The following is a 14,070-nucleotide window of genomic DNA, read 5'->3' on the forward strand; positions in this document are numbered from 1 at the left end:
GTAGATGGCGATCGACTCCCTCCCCAATACGGCCCTTCCCTCACGCGGCGGACCGTCCCTAGGCTTCCTCACCGCCACGCCGATCATCGCGGTGGCGACGGTTTGCCTGGCGCTGGTCATCCTGTCGGCTATCTTCGCGCCCTGGCTGACCTCGCACGATCCGCAGCTGCTGTTGCCGGCGGAGCGGCTGAAGCCATCCAGTATGCAATACCTGCTCGGCACCGATGCCTATGGCCGCGACGTGCTGGCGCGCATTCTCTATGGCGGTCGCATCTCGCTGTTGATCGGTCTCGGCGCCGCCGCGATCAGCATCGCCATCGGCCTGCTGATCGGCCTGGTGGCCGGCTTCTTCAAATGGGTCGACGCCATCCTGATGCGCGTAATGGATGGCCTGATGGCAATGCCGAGCGTGCTGCTGGCAATCGCCGTGGTGTCGCTGTCGGGCGCCAGCCTGACCACCGTGATGATCGCGATCACCATTCCGGAAATTCCCCGCGTCGCACGGCTGGTACGCTCCGTCGTGCTGTCGGCGCGCGAGGAGCCCTATGTGGAAGCCGCGATTTCGCTCGGCACCAGCCTGCCCAAGATCATGTGGCGGCATCTGATGCCTAACACCGTAGCGCCGCTCATCGTGCAGGGCACCTACATCGCCGCTTCCGCGATCCTGACCGAAGCGATTCTGTCCTTCCTCGGCGCCGGCATCAGCCCGGAGACGCCGACCTGGGGCAATATCATGGCCGAAGGCCGTGCCTTCTTCCAGATCAAGCCGTCGCTGATCTTCTGGCCAGGCCTGTTGCTGTCGATCGCGATCCTTTCCGTCAACCTGATCGGCGACGCGGCGCGCGATGCGCTCGATCCCCGCATGAAGCAGCGGGAGAGCGGCAAATGAACGAACACATGAACGATCAACTGAACCAACAGCTCGGCAAGCCCGTCAACACCAACCCGCTGGTCCTCGAAGTCAACAATCTCGTCGTCGGCGTCGGCAAGGACGGCGGCGGCAAGAAGATCATCGACGGCATCTCCCTGCAGGTCCGCCAGGGCGAAACACTGTGCGTGGTCGGCGAAAGCGGCTCCGGCAAATCGGTGACCTCTTTGTCGACGATGGGCCTGCTGCCCCGCGATTCACTGAAGGCGATCGGCGGCAGCATCAAGCTGGTCGGCGAGGACGTTCTGCAGGCCAGCGACCGCCGGCTGCGGCAGTTGCGCGCCACCACGATGGCGATGATCTTCCAGGAGCCGATGACGGCGCTCAATCCCGTCGTCCCGGTCGGCAACCAGATCGATGAGGTGCTGCGCACCCACACCGACCTGAATGCCTCGGCACGCCGCAAGCGCATCCTCGACATGATGGATCAGGTCCGCCTGCCCGACGTAAAGCGCATCTTCGGCTCCTATCCGCATCGCCTGTCCGGCGGCCAGCGCCAGCGCATCATGATCGCGATGGCCCTGGTGCTGGAGCCAAAACTGCTGATCGCCGACGAGCCGACCACCGCGCTCGACGTCACCACGCAGAAGCAGATCCTTGCTTTGATGCGCGACCTTCAGAAGGACCACGGCACCGCCGTGCTGTTCATCACCCATGATATGGGCGTGGTCGCCGAGATCGCCGACCGCGTCGCGGTGATGCGTCATGGCAGGCTGGTCGAAACCGGCACGCTCGACGGCATCCTGCGCGCACCAACGGAAGAGTACACCCGCAACCTGCTGCAGGCGGTACCGAGTCTGGTGCCGCGCGCGCCGCGCATCCAGGCAGAGATCCAGCCGGTGGTTCTGGAAGCCAACGAGCTGGGCAAGGTCTATCGCGAGCGCTCGTTCTTCGGCAAAGCCCGCGAAGTGGCGGCCGCCAAGGACGTGACGCTGACGCTGCGCAAGGGCCGCACGCTCGGCATCGTCGGCGAAAGCGGCTCCGGCAAGTCCACCGTGGCACGCTGCCTGGTGCGCCTGATCGATCCGACGTCCGGCGGCATCCGCCTTTCCGGCCGCGAGATCTCCGACCTGTCGCGCCAAACGCTGCAGCCGCATCGCAAGAAGATCCAGATCATCTTCCAGGATCCGTATCGCTCGCTGAACCCGCGCATCACCATCGGCGAGTCGATCGCCGAAGGCCCGATCAACTACGGGGTCAAACACAAGGACGCGATGGCCCGGGCGCGCGAACTGCTCGAACTGGTCGACCTGCCCGCGGATGCGGTGTCGCGCTATCCGCACCAGTTCTCCGGTGGTCAGCGCCAGCGTATCGCCATTGCACGCGCGCTTGCGCTGGAGCCCGACGTGCTGGTCGCGGACGAAGCCTGCTCGGCGCTTGACGTTTCAGTGCAGGCGCAGGTGTTGCGGCTGCTCGACGACATCCAGACCCGTCTGGGCATCGCGATCCTGTTCATCACCCACGATCTGCGCGTCGCGGCGCAAATCTGCGACGACGTCGCCGTGATGCAGCATGGCGTCGTGGTCGAACAGGGCCCGGCCGGCGAAGTCCTCACAAATCCGCAACAGGCCTATACCCGCCAGCTGCTTGACGCAGCGCCCGGACGGGGATGGGATTTCGCCAACTTCCGGCCGGTCGCGCCGCTCGAAGTTGCGACTGCGGCGATCTAACCTCCCTGTGTCATTCCGGGGCGTGCGCGCAAGCTGCGTGCGAACCCGGAACGACAACCCCTGACCTGAGATGAATTCATGACCCGTATCGCTGTCGGCGGCTTCCTGCACGAGACCAATACCTTCGCACCCACCAAGGCGACTTACGAATCCTTCGTGCATGGCGGCGGCTGGCCGGCCATGACGCACGGCGCAGACGTGCTCAAGGTGATGCGCGGCATCAATGTCGGCCTCGCCGGCTTCAACGAGGAAGCCGAAGCCCGGGGCTGGGAGCTGGTGCCGACCATCGCCTGCGGCGCCAGTCCCTCGGCGCATGTGACGAAAGATGCGTTCGAGCGTATCGTCACCGAGATGGTCGAGGGCATCAAGGCCGCGCTGCCGGTTGACGCCGTCTACCTCGATTTACACGGCGCGATGGTCACCGAACATCTCGACGACGGCGAGGCCGAAGTCGCCAGGCGCGTGCGGCAGGTGATCGGCCCCGACGTTCCCTTCGTCATCAGCCTCGACCTGCACGGCAACATCTCGCCTGAACTGGTCGAAGACACCGACGCGCTGATCGCTTACCGCACCTATCCGCATGTCGACATGGCCGACACCGGCCGCGCCGCCGCGCGCCATATGACACTACTTTTGTCCGGCCAGAAATTTGCCAAGGCCTTCCGTCAACTGCCGTTCCTGATTCCGATCAGCTGGCAGTGCACCAACGACCAGCCGACCAAGGGCATCTACGAGATGCTTGCCGCGCTGGAAGACGATCAGGTCCCCACCCTGTCGTTTTGCCCGGGCTTTCCGGCCGCCGACTTTCCGCATTGCTGCCCGAGCGTTTTCGCCTATGGCGTCACGCAGGCTGACGCCAACGCTGCCGCCGATACGGTCGTGCGGCTGGTGAGCGGCCACGAAAACGATTTCGACGGCAAGATCTACACGCCGGACGAAGGCGTGTTGCATGCGATGGAATTGGCGAAGACCGCGTCCAGGCCGATCGTGATCGCTGACACCCAGGACAACCCCGGCGCCGGCGGCGATTCCGACACCACCGGGATGCTCGCCGCTTTGGTCCGCTGCAAGGCCACCCGCGCCTCGATCGGCGTGATCTACGATCCCGTCTCCGCCAAGGCCGCGCATGACGCCGGCGAAGGCGCCAGCGTCACGCTGTCGCTCGGCGGCAAGTCCGGCATCCCCGGCGACGCCCCCTATCAAGCGACCTTCGTGGTCGAGAAACTCTCCGACGGCCAGTTCGTCGCCGGCGGTCCCTATTACGGCGGCCGCGACATGGACATGGGCCCCTCCGCCTGCCTGCGCATCGACGGCGTCCGCGTTGTCATCTCCTCGCACAAGGCGCAGCTTGCCGATCAGGCGATGTACCGCTTCGTCGGCATCGAGCCGACCACCGAGGCGATCCTCGTCAACAAGAGCTCGGTGCACTTCCGCGCCGACTTCGAACCGATTGCCGAACGACTGCTGATCTGCGCCGCCCCCGGCGCGATGCCGGCTGACACGTCGACGCTCCCCTGGACGCGACTGCGCCCGGGCATCCGCCTCAAACCCAACGGCGTGCCCTTCACGCCGACCACCGCCTCGCCCACCCTCGCGCCTGTGAACGGATAATCCCATGCCTACACTCGACCGCATCGAAGGTTTCGCAGACGAACTCACCGCCATCCGCCGCGACCTGCACGCCCATCCGGAAATCGGCTTCGAGGAAGTCCGCACCTCCGGCATCGTCGCCGAGAAGCTGGCGAGCTGGGGTATCGAAGTGCATCGCGGCCTCGGCACCACCGGCGTGGTCGGCGTGCTCAAGGGCAACGGCAGCGGCAGCAAGCGGATCGGCCTGCGTGCCGACATGGACGCGCTGCCTATGGAAGAGAACACCAATCTGAAATGGCGCTCCACCGTCCCCGGCCGCTTCCACGGCTGCGGCCATGACGGCCACACCACGACGCTGCTCGGCACCGCGCGCTATCTCGCCGAGACCCGCAATTTCGACGGCACCGTGCACTTCATTTTCCAGCCCGCCGAAGAAGGCCTCGGCGGCGCGCGCGCGATGATCAAGGACGGGCTGTTCAAACAGTTTCCCTGCGACGAGATCTACGGCATGCACAACGCGCCGGACCTCAATCACGGCGAGGTCTCGATCTTCGCCGGCCCCGGTATGGCGGCGGCGGATTTCTTCGACATCGTCATCACCGGTTTCGGCGGCCATGGCGCGCGGCCCGAACGCTCCAAGGATCCGGTGGTGATCGCGATGACGCTCGGCCAGGCGCTGCAGAGCATCGTCAGCCGCAATGTCGATCCGCTGCAGGCGGCGGTGCTGTCGATCACCCAGATTCACTCCGGCTCGGCCTATAACGTGATCCCGGACGAAGCCAAACTGTGCGGCACCATTCGCACCTTCGACGAAAAGATCCGGCTGCAGATCCGCGAGCGGATGCGCACGCTCGCCGCCGGCATCGCGACCGCCTTCGATGTCGATATCAAGGTCGATATCCGCGACGGCTTCAGCGTGCTGATCAACCAGGAAGAACAGGCCAAGGCGATCGAGGACGTCGCCCGTACCATCGTCGGCACCGAGAACGTGTTCACCACGTCGCAGCCGAAGATGGGCTCCGAGGACTTCGCCGATATGCTGCACGCCGTGCCCGGCGCCTATTTCTGGCTCGGCCAGGAAGGCTCGGTGCCGGTGCATAATCCCGGCTATTATTTCGACGACAAGGCGCTGCCGATCGGCGCCAGCATTTTTGCCCGCATCATCGAGACCCGGCTTCCGGTCGCAGCCCATGGCTAACGGCAACATCAAATCGACCGCGCTGCATGATCTCAGCGCGGTCGAACTGATCGCCGGCTACGGCGCGAAAACGTTTTCGCCGAGCGAAGTGCTCGACGACGTGTTCGCGCATATCGCCGTGTGGGAGCCCCATATCCACGCGCTCTACGCCTTCGATTCCGACGGCGCACGCGCCGTTGCCAGAGACTCCACGGCGCGCTGGGCAAAGGGCGCGCCGATCGGCGTGCTCGATGGCGTGCCGACCACGGTGAAGGAAAACATCGCCACCCGGGGCGTCGCGGTTCCGATGGGCACCGCCGCGACCACTTTGGTACCGGCGGCAATCGATGCGCCGCGCGCTTGCGCGAAGCGGGTGCAGTGATTTTCTCCAAGACCACGATGCCGGACTACGGCATGCTGTCATCCGGCGCGTCGTCCTTCCATCCCCTCACCCGCAATCCGTGGGACGTCACACAGAACCCCGGCGGCTCCAGCGCCGGTGCCGGCGCAGCCGCTGCCGCCGGCTACGGCCCGCTGCATCTCGGCACCGATATCGGCGGCTCCGTGCGGCTACCCGCAGGATGGTGCGGCCTCGCCACCTTGAAGCCGAGCCTCGGCCGCGTGCCGATCGATCCACCCTATGTCGGTCGCTGCGCCGGCCCGATGACCCGCACCATCGCCGACACCGCGCTGATGATGAGCGTGCTGTCACAGCCGGACGGTCGCGACAGCATGAGCCTGCCACCGGCCATCATCGACTGGACAAATCTCTCCGGCCTGTCGTTGAAGGGCCTGCGCATCGGCGTGATGATGGAGATGGGCTTCGGCCTGCCACTCGAACATGAAGTCCGTGACACCGTGCGCAACGCCGCGCGCGCCTTCGAGGCCGCTGGCGCCATCGTCACCGACGTCGCCTCGGTGATGACCGGCGACAACCTGATCGGCCTCGACAATTTCTGGCGCGCACGATCCTGGGACGACATCTCGAAACTCCCCGAACAAGCGCAGCGAAAAATCCTGCCGTTCATTTACGAATGGGCCAAGGGTGGCGCGAAGCTCAGCGGCAGCGATGTCGTGCGCGGCTTCAACGCCACGATGGCGATCCGCACCGCCGCGGCGAAACTGTTCGCGGATATTGATTACGTGATCTCGCCGGTAGCGCCGATCGTCAGCTATTCCGCGGAACTGGCCTCGCCCACCGACGATGCCCAGCGTCCGCTCGAACACATCGGCTATACCGTGCCGTGGAATATGGCGGAAAACCCTGCGGCTTCCGTCAATGGTGGCTTCAGCGCGAAGGGCTTTCCGATCGGCGTGCAGATCGTCGGCCGCCGCTTCGACGACATCGGCGTGCTGAAGATGGCGAAGGCGTTTGAGGACATGCGCGGTCCGCAACTGCCGTGGCCGAAGCCGCCGGCGAAGTAGTCATAATCGACGAGTGGCGCAACACGGCGCGTCTGCTACAACTCTCCCCAAGCTGTCATTCCGGGGCGCGAGCGCACCAGCGCGAGCGAATCCGGAACCTCGAAATGGTGATCACCATGCCGGGATTCCGGGCCTGCGCCATCCGGCTCCGCCGTCTGTCGCATCCCGGAATGACAATAAAAACAGGGAGCGAAACGAGCATGGCCTACGAGACGATTCTCTATGACGTCGCCGACCAGATCCTCACCATTACGCTGAACCGGCCCGAGAAACTCAACGCCTACAACGCCACCATGCAGGCCGAGCTGATTGCGGCGTTTGACGCGGCCGATGCCGACGACAATGTCCGCGCCATTATCGTCACCGGCGCCGGCCGCGGTTTTTGCGCAGGTGCAGATCTCTCCTCTGGTGCTGATACCTTCGACCGCGACGCCAGACGCGGCCCAGTCAGGCGGTTGGCCAATGGCGATATCGACTACAGCGATCCCCAGGCGCGCGACGGCGGCGGTCAGGTCACCTTGCGCATCTTCAAATGCCTGAAGCCGGTGATTGCCGCGGTCAACGGCCCCGCCGTCGGCATCGGCGCCACCATGCAGCTGGCTATGGACATCCGCATCGCCTCCGAGAACGCGCGCTTCGGCTTCGTGTTCTCGCAGCGTGGCATCGTGCCGGAAGCTGCCTCCAGCTGGTTCCTGCCGCGCCTGGTCGGCATCTCGCAGGCGCTGGAGTGGTGCTTTTCCGGCCGCGTATTCCCGGCGGCCGAAGCGCTCAAGGGGCGCCTCGTCAGCCAGGTCGTGCCGCCCGACGATCTGTTGCCGACCGCGCGTGCGCTGGCCAGAACATTCATCGACAAAACCGCGCCGGTATCGGTCGCGCTGATCCGCCAGATGATGTGGCGTATGATGGGCGCCGACGATCCGATGGAAGCCCACAAGATCGACAGCCGCGGTATTTACGCGCGCGGCCGTTCGGAAGACGTGAAGGAGGGCGTCGTCGCGTTTCTGGAAAAGCGCCCGGCGGAATTCAAAAACAAGGTCAGTGCGGACATGCCGGATTACTTCCCGTGGTGGGACGAGCGGGAATATAAGTAGTAGCCCTCTCCTGTCGTTCCGGGGCGCGTGCAGCGCCAGCTGCGCGCGAACCCGGACCCCCGAAATGTTCAAAGCATGTCGGGGGTCCCTGCGCCATCCGACTGCGCCGTCTGTCGCATCCCGGAATGACAGCCATTACATCATCAACGCCACGCGCCCGATCGCCTTGCGCTCGATCAAGAGCCGCATTGCCTGCGCGACATCCTGCAGCGGAAGCCGGTGCGATACGTTCGGGCGCACCCTGCCCGCCTCGGCCCATTGCAACAGCGCCTTGATGCGTACCTCGCCCAACGCGGGATCGCGCCGCGCGGCCTCGCCGGCGCGGACGCCGAGCACGCTGGCGCCCTTGATCAGCACCAGATTGGTTTTGGCCACGCCAATGCCACCGGTGAAGCCAATCACCAGCAGCCGCGCGCCCCAGTTGATGCAACGCAGGCTCTGCTCGAACACCTCGCCGCCGACCGGATCGAACACCACATCGACGCCGCGTCCAGTAATGCGCTTCACCGCCTCAACAAACAGTCCGTCGCCATACAGCACACCGTGATCAGCGCCCCGCGCGCGCGCCACCGCAATCTTGGCCTCGCTGGAGGCCACCGCGATCACGGTCGCGCCCAACAGCTTGCCTATCTCGACCGCCGCCAGCCCCACGCCACCGCCGGCGCCATGCACCAGCAATACCTCGCCAGGTTTGATACCGGCGCGGTCGACCAGCGCATGATAGGCCGTTCCATGCGCGGCCAAAAAGGTCGCGCCTTCTGCATAGTCGAAGGTCGAGGGTAACGGTGTCAGTTGAGCCGGCGTAGCGATCACCTCGTCGGCATAGCCGCCGTGCCGCAGCTTGATGATGACGCGGTTGCCGACCTTCACCCCTGCGACATCATCGGCAAGCTCGCTGACATCGCCCGCCGCTTCCATGCCGGGCGTGAACGGCAGTTCCGGCTTGAGCTGATATTCGCCCGCCGCCATCAATATATCAGGGAAATTGATGCCGGCTGCGCGGATGGCGACGCGGACCTGCCCGGCCTGCAACGGCAGCGAAGCCAGTTCCTCGATGCGCAGCCCTTCCGGTGGGCCCAGCGTACGGCAGACGACGGCCTTCATCATGTCGCACCGGCGCGGCGGCGCAGCAAGGCTTCGCGCAGCAGCGGCAGCCGGTCATTGCCGAAATACATATCGGTGTTGTCGAGATAGATGGTCGGCGAACCGAAACCGCCTCGTGCCATCACCTCGTCGGTATTGGCCTTGAGCTGGTCCTTGATCGCCTGCCTCCCGATCCCCGCAAAGAATTTCGCGGGATCGATGCCGAGCCGCATACAAATCTCGCCGAGCACCTCGTCTTTCGAGATATCCCTGTCGTCGCCCCAATAGGCTTCGAATACGGCGCGCGCGAACGGCACCATGTCGAGCCCGAGCCAGATGCAGCCGCGCATCGCCTTGACGCTGTTCACCGGAAACACCGTCGGCGGCATCTGGATCGCAATGCCCGCCGAACGCGCCCAGTCGGCCAGGTCCTTCTTCGTGTAGCGCGCCTTCGCCGGCACCGGCGTCTCGCGCGATGCATAGACGCTGGGATTCATGGAATTGAAGATGCCGCCGACCAGGATCGGTCGCCAGGCGATGTCGGTGTTGAATTCTTTAGCCAGCGGCTGGATGTTGTGGAAGGCGAGATAGGTCCAGGGGCTCGAGCAGTCGAAGAAGAATTCGATCATGGGTATCCTCACTCTCGGTTGTCATCACCCGCGAAAGCAGGTGATCCAGTATGCGGCGCTGTCAGTGCGTCTTCATGGACGCCGCGGAATACTGGGTCGCCCGGTCGAGCCGGGCGATGACAGCTGCGATTATTCACAATTACCGCACATTACTGCTGCTGCCCATGCGCCGGCGCGTCGACGCCGAACATGATCTTGCGCGCCTGCTCGTCCATCGGCTTCCTCTCCTGCTTGCCCACCGCGAGCCCTGCTTGCAGCGCCGGCCGCGCGCGCAACAAGGCGTACCAGCGCCTGACGTTCGGAAATTCGTCCAGCGTCAGGCCCTGTGCCTTGTGGGTCATGATCCACGGAAAACACGCGATGTCGGCGATCGAGTAGTCGCCGGCGATATGGTCGCGGCCTTCGAGATGCGCGTCCAGCACGCCGTACAGACGCCGGGCCTCGCGCATGTAACGATCCATCGCATACGGAATCTTCTCGGGCGCATAGAGCAGGAAGTGGCCGTTCTGGCCGAGCATCGGGCCAAGCCCGGACATCTGCCACATCAGCCATTGCAGCACGTCGAGCCGCCCGCGCAGGTCGGAGGGCATGAAGCGGCCGGACTTTTCCGCGAGATAGATCAGGATCGCACCGCTCTCGAAGATCGAGACAGCTTCGCCGCCGTCAGTTGGCGCATGGTCTGTGATAGCCGGCATCCGGCCATTCGGGCTAAGCTTCAAGAACTCCGGTTTGAGCTGGTCGCCACGGCCGAGCTGCATCGGGATCAGCGTATAAGGCAGCCCGCACTCCTCCAGCATGATCGAAATCTTCCAGCCGTTTGGCGTGGGCGCGTAATGCAGGTCGATCATGGGACACTCCCGTCGTTGCGAGCTTGTGGCCAAGCGGGCCATGCCGTCTTGGCTGCAAGCGAAGCAATCCGGCGTCGAAAAGTAAAGATGGGATTGCCGGATCGCCCGGCTCTACCACCGACGGAGCATATACAGCGGCGCAGAGCCGTGGCAGAAACTTGCCAAAAGTTTCAGGAGGATTGCCATGCTGTTCCCGACCACGATCGCCGGTTCGCTGCCGAAACCCGAATGGCTGGCCGAGCCCAACAAGCTCTGGCCGACCTGGCGATCGTCCGGGGACGAGTTGCAGCGCGCCAAGCGCGACGCGACCTTGCTGGCGGTGAAGGTGCAGGAAGACGCCGGCATCGATATCATCACCGAAGGCGAGCAGGCCCGGCAGCATTTCGTGCATGGCTTTCTCGAGAAGGTCGATGGCATCGACTTCGCCCACAAGGTCGAGATGGGCATCCGCAAGGATCGCTACAAGGCGATGGTGCCGCAGGTGGTTTCGCCACTGCAACTGAAGGGTCGCGTCCACGCTTTCGAGGCGCAGGCCGCGCGTGGGCATACCCGGAACAAACTCAAGTTCACTCTGCCCGGCCCGATGACCATCATCGACACGCTGTCGGACAGCTACTACGGCGACCGCGTCAAGATGGCGTTCGCGTTTGCCGAACTGCTGAACCAGGAAGCCCTCGCGTTGCAGGCCGACGGCGTCGATATGATCCAGTTCGACGAACCGGCCTTCAACGTGTTCATGGACGAGGCCGCCGACTGGGGCGTCAAGGCGCTGGAGCGCGCAGCGAAGGGGCTAACCTGCGCCACCGCCGTGCACATCTGCTACGGCTACGGCATCAAGGCCAATACCGACTGGAAGGAAACGCTGGGCGGCGAGTGGCGGCAATACGAACAGATCTTTCCGGCCATCGATGCCAGCCCGATCCAGCAGGTCGCGATCGAATGCCGCAATTCCCGCGTACCGCTGGAATTGCTGTCGCTGCTCAAGGGCAAGGTGGTGCAGGCCGGCGTCATCGATGTCGCGAGCGACGAGATCGAGACGCCGGAGGATGTGGTGGCGACCATCGAAGCCGTGATGAAGCACGTGCCGAAGGCCAACATCACCGCGACGACGAATTGCGGCATGGCACCGATGCATCGCGATATCGCGGAAGCCAAGCTGCGCGCGCTCGGCACGGGCGCTAGACTGGCAAGAGAGAAGTTGGGTTAAGGAACGGCCCCTCAGCCGTCATTGCGAGCAAAGCGAAGCAATCCAGCTCTTCAGGATTGCTTCGTCGCAAGTGCTCCTCGCAATGACGGCTTGCGTGTCTATTGAGCGACCGCACTCGCATGCAGTACCGGTCGATAGCCTGCCTGAAATGCTTTCACCGTCGAGGGCGGCGTCAGCAGCAGCGCGTCGCGCAACATGGTATCGACGGCATGATAGCCGACGAATGACCATCGCAGCGGCCTCCCCTGCGCGATCAGATAGCTTTCGCCACCCGTCGTCACCATCGCGCCATCCGGAAGTTCCTGCATCGCGCACGGCAGCGGACGCAATTGCTTCGCACGGCCATCCAGCCGCTCACGATGCAGCACGGCATCGATCTCCGTTGCCCGCACCCGCGCGATACCGTTGCCCTCTTCCCACGCCGCGCGAAAGGCGTTGGCGTCATCGCGGCGGCAATAGAAACAGGGGCGGTGCCCGGCAGCGAATGCGGTGGCCTCGTCGAGAAAGAACAATTCGGTCCAGCTCTGCGCCGCCATCACATCGCGGCGGCGTCCGCGAAATTCACAGACGCAGGTGATCCACGCCGGATTGCTCCAGCGTTTGTTGAGCAGCGTCCTGGTACGGGGATCGTGGATGATGCCGCGATTGCCGGTGAACATCCCGCGCGCCGGCGTAGCGACAATCTCGCCGAACGGAGATACGCGGTTTTGCAGGGGCATCTCTCATCCCTCTCGTTCTTGGCGAGGAGCTCTTGCGACGAAGCAATCCAGTCTTCCTCTACGGCCCTCTGGATTGCCGCGTCGCTTCGCTAAGGGGAAAACTGGCAGGCCGGTTTTCCCGGACCTCGCAACGACGGCTGCGATGTCAGTGGCGTTACGCCGCCCCGTCGCGCATCGGCGGCTGGAACGAGAGGCCGAGATCCCACGGGAAGAAGATCCAGGTATCCTGCGACACTTCGGTGATGAAGGTATTGACCAGCGGCCGACCCATCGGCTTGGCATAGACGGTGGCGAAATGCGCATCGGGCAGCATCTCGCGCACCATGCGCGCGGTCTTGCCGGTATCGACGAGGTCATCGACGATCAGCAATCCCTTGCCGGTGCCGCCGCCGAGCTTCGCGGTGTCGTCCGATACGCCCTTCAGCACCTGCAACTCGCCCTGCCGGGTGTGGTCGTAGCTGGCGATGCAGACGGTATCGATGACGCGAACGCCGAGTTCGCGCGCCACGATCGCCGCGGGCACCAGCCCGCCGCGGGTGATAGCGATGATCGCATGAAACGGACCTGCGCTGTTCAGCCGCCAGCTCAATGCGCGACAGTCGCGATGAAACTGGTCCCACGACACCGGGAACGCCTTGCCGGCTCGCTCCTGCGCGTTTATCTCCGGATGCTCCGCCATATTTCTCCCCGTTTCAATTTTCGGCGCGTGCCGTACTACTTCGGTGCGTGCAACGCCACCAGCATCTGTTTGACGTCAGCCATTGCCGCATTGAGCTTGTCCTGGTCGCGCGAGCGCACCACCAGATTGACATTGGGCTTCTGCGCATCGTCGAGGAACGGATAGCTGCCGATGATAGCGTCCGGATGCGCCTTGGCAATGTCGCGCAACGGACCGCCAATATCGCCTTCGCGAGCGTCGGCGCGCACCGTGTCCGACAGCATCCGCACGCCGGATTTCAGCTTCGGCGACACGATATCCATCATCGCCTGCATGATCGAGGGCACGCCGGCCATCACGATAACGTTCTCGATCTTGAAGCCCGGTGCCAGAATCGTAGCACTCTGGATCAGGTCGGCTCCGTCAGGGATTCGCGCCATCCGCAGCCGCGCTTCGTTGAGGTCGGCGCCGAACCGTTCCTTGAACCGGGCGACCACCTCGGGGTGGTGGTCGATGTTCACGCCAAACGCCTTGGCGACCGCATCCGCCGTGATGTCATCATGGGTCGGGCCGATGCCGCCGGTGGTGAAGACGTAATCGTAGCGACCGCGCAGCGCGTTCAGCGCGGCAACGATCTCCGGCTCGTCGTCCGAGACGACCCGAACCTCCTTGAGGTCGATTCCGATATTGGTGAGGTATTCGGCGATGAAGCCGATGTTCTTGTCCTTGGTGCGTCCGGACAGGATCTCGTCGCCGATCACCAGAATGCCCGCGGTCACAATTTCCGACATGCTTCTCCTCGCCTGTCCGGACTGCCGCGAAAACGGGCAGTCTCCGTAACGAATTCGGGCAACGCTTGCGCCGGGATTCCGTCTATGGCCTTGATGCGATGCATACCCCGCTGCCTGCCCCCTTGCTACCACCCCGCCCCGTCATGCACTCTTCTATGATGCGCTCCTGCCCCGAAGCCTGATGAGTAACGCCTTCGACGAAATGCACGGCAGCGGCCAGGACGTCCGCCCCGCCTATCAGGAACTGGCGCGCT

The 14,070-nt window shown here is 64.2% G+C and carries 12 protein-coding genes and 1 pseudogene; 7 read left to right on the plus strand and 6 right to left on the minus strand.

All coding sequences use genetic code 11. The annotated features are described in order from the left end of the window. Positions 1 to 4: 4 nt before the first annotated feature. From JWQ24_RS24265 to JWQ24_RS24290, 6 genes and pseudogenes are all read left to right on the plus strand, one after another. Positions 5 to 889, plus strand: coding sequence for an ABC transporter permease (locus JWQ24_RS24265; protein ID WP_299813661.1), 885 nt, complete (start codon positions 5 to 7; stop codon positions 887 to 889). Between the two features lie 8 nt (positions 890 to 897). Continuing rightward, complete coding sequence (locus tag JWQ24_RS24270; RefSeq protein WP_299813664.1) at positions 898 to 2,598, plus strand: ABC transporter ATP-binding protein; 1,701 nt, start codon at positions 898 to 900, stop codon at positions 2,596 to 2,598. A 78-nt stretch (positions 2,599 to 2,676) separates the two neighbouring features. Further along, complete coding sequence (locus tag JWQ24_RS24275) at positions 2,677 to 4,209, plus strand: M81 family metallopeptidase (protein WP_299813666.1); 1,533 nt, start codon at positions 2,677 to 2,679, stop codon at positions 4,207 to 4,209. Positions 4,210 to 4,213: 4 nt separating this feature from the next. Next, positions 4,214 to 5,386: a M20 aminoacylase family protein gene (locus tag JWQ24_RS24280; protein WP_299813669.1), complete on the plus strand. Its 1,173-nt coding sequence runs from the start codon at positions 4,214 to 4,216 to the stop codon at positions 5,384 to 5,386. After that, positions 5,379 to 6,790, plus strand: a pseudogene (locus tag JWQ24_RS24285) (amidase). The gene JWQ24_RS24280 and the pseudogene JWQ24_RS24285 overlap by 8 nt, the downstream one beginning before the upstream one ends. Before the next feature lie 200 nt (positions 6,791 to 6,990). Beyond that, a complete protein-coding gene (locus JWQ24_RS24290; RefSeq protein ID WP_299813672.1) occupies positions 6,991 to 7,881 on the plus strand; it encodes a crotonase/enoyl-CoA hydratase family protein in 891 nt (296 codons plus the stop codon). Between the two features lie 135 nt (positions 7,882 to 8,016). Here the strand turns inward: JWQ24_RS24290 and JWQ24_RS24295 are convergent, their stop codons facing one another. The 3 genes from JWQ24_RS24295 to JWQ24_RS24305 all read right to left on the minus strand — a co-directional run bounded on the left by JWQ24_RS24295 (position 8,017) and on the right by JWQ24_RS24305 (position 10,441). Next, complete coding sequence (locus JWQ24_RS24295) at positions 8,017 to 8,988, minus strand: NADPH:quinone oxidoreductase family protein (RefSeq protein WP_299813675.1); 972 nt, start codon at positions 8,986 to 8,988, stop codon at positions 8,017 to 8,019. Next, the gene (locus tag JWQ24_RS24300) at positions 8,985 to 9,593 is read right to left on the minus strand and encodes a 2-hydroxychromene-2-carboxylate isomerase (RefSeq protein ID WP_299813678.1); all 609 of its coding nucleotides are present in this window, start codon (positions 9,591 to 9,593) and stop codon (positions 8,985 to 8,987) included. Before JWQ24_RS24300 ends, JWQ24_RS24295 begins: the two co-directional genes overlap by 4 nt. A gap of 149 nt (positions 9,594 to 9,742) precedes the next feature. Then, on the minus strand, positions 9,743 to 10,441 hold the full coding sequence (locus JWQ24_RS24305; protein ID WP_299813681.1) for a glutathione S-transferase N-terminal domain-containing protein: 699 nt from the start codon (positions 10,439 to 10,441) through the stop codon (positions 9,743 to 9,745). Between the two features lie 184 nt (positions 10,442 to 10,625). On the opposite strand from JWQ24_RS24305, the gene JWQ24_RS24310 reads away from it, so the two are divergent. Continuing rightward, positions 10,626 to 11,648: a methionine synthase gene (locus JWQ24_RS24310; RefSeq protein ID WP_299813684.1), complete on the plus strand. Its 1,023-nt coding sequence runs from the start codon at positions 10,626 to 10,628 to the stop codon at positions 11,646 to 11,648. A 98-nt stretch (positions 11,649 to 11,746) separates the two neighbouring features. On the opposite strand, the gene JWQ24_RS24315 is transcribed toward JWQ24_RS24310, so the two are convergent. The 3 genes from JWQ24_RS24315 to JWQ24_RS24325 all read right to left on the minus strand — a co-directional run bounded on the left by JWQ24_RS24315 (position 11,747) and on the right by JWQ24_RS24325 (position 13,816). Beyond that, on the minus strand, positions 11,747 to 12,367 hold the full coding sequence (locus JWQ24_RS24315; protein WP_299813687.1) for a hypothetical protein: 621 nt from the start codon (positions 12,365 to 12,367) through the stop codon (positions 11,747 to 11,749). Between the two features lie 154 nt (positions 12,368 to 12,521). Then, the gene (gene gpt, locus JWQ24_RS24320) at positions 12,522 to 13,046 is read right to left on the minus strand and encodes a xanthine phosphoribosyltransferase (RefSeq protein WP_299813689.1); all 525 of its coding nucleotides are present in this window, start codon (positions 13,044 to 13,046) and stop codon (positions 12,522 to 12,524) included. A 35-nt stretch (positions 13,047 to 13,081) separates the two neighbouring features. After that, entirely contained in the window at positions 13,082 to 13,816 is a 735-nt protein-coding gene (locus JWQ24_RS24325) for a molybdopterin-binding protein (protein ID WP_299813691.1), read from the minus strand. Positions 13,817 to 14,070: the final 254 nt, after the last annotated feature.

Source organism: Tardiphaga sp. (assembly GCF_028290495.1).
In the GTDB taxonomy this organism is placed as follows: Bacteria; Pseudomonadota; Alphaproteobacteria; order Rhizobiales; family Xanthobacteraceae; genus Tardiphaga.

Excerpts from the sequence above, each read along its gene's own strand:
- JWQ24_RS24265 (WP_299813661.1), top strand. The coding sequence starts at position 5 with ATGGCGATCGACTCCCTCCCCAATACGGCCCTTCCCTCACGCGGCGGA.
- JWQ24_RS24270 (WP_299813664.1), top strand. The coding sequence starts at position 898 with ATGAACGATCAACTGAACCAACAGCTCGGCAAGCCCGTCAACACCAAC.
- JWQ24_RS24275 (WP_299813666.1), top strand. The coding sequence starts at position 2,677 with ATGACCCGTATCGCTGTCGGCGGCTTCCTGCACGAGACCAATACCTTC.
- JWQ24_RS24280 (WP_299813669.1), top strand. The coding sequence starts at position 4,214 with ATGCCTACACTCGACCGCATCGAAGGTTTCGCAGACGAACTCACCGCC.
- JWQ24_RS24290 (WP_299813672.1), top strand. The coding sequence starts at position 6,991 with ATGGCCTACGAGACGATTCTCTATGACGTCGCCGACCAGATCCTCACC.
- JWQ24_RS24295 (WP_299813675.1), bottom strand. The coding sequence starts at position 8,988 with ATGATGAAGGCCGTCGTCTGCCGTACGCTGGGCCCACCGGAAGGGCTG.
- JWQ24_RS24300 (WP_299813678.1), bottom strand. The coding sequence starts at position 9,593 with ATGATCGAATTCTTCTTCGACTGCTCGAGCCCCTGGACCTATCTCGCC.
- JWQ24_RS24305 (WP_299813681.1), bottom strand. The coding sequence starts at position 10,441 with ATGATCGACCTGCATTACGCGCCCACGCCAAACGGCTGGAAGATTTCG.
- JWQ24_RS24310 (WP_299813684.1), top strand. The coding sequence starts at position 10,626 with ATGCTGTTCCCGACCACGATCGCCGGTTCGCTGCCGAAACCCGAATGG.
- JWQ24_RS24315 (WP_299813687.1), bottom strand. The coding sequence starts at position 12,367 with ATGCCCCTGCAAAACCGCGTATCTCCGTTCGGCGAGATTGTCGCTACG.
- gpt (WP_299813689.1), bottom strand. The coding sequence starts at position 13,046 with ATGGCGGAGCATCCGGAGATAAACGCGCAGGAGCGAGCCGGCAAGGCG.
- JWQ24_RS24325 (WP_299813691.1), bottom strand. The coding sequence starts at position 13,816 with ATGTCGGAAATTGTGACCGCGGGCATTCTGGTGATCGGCGACGAGATC.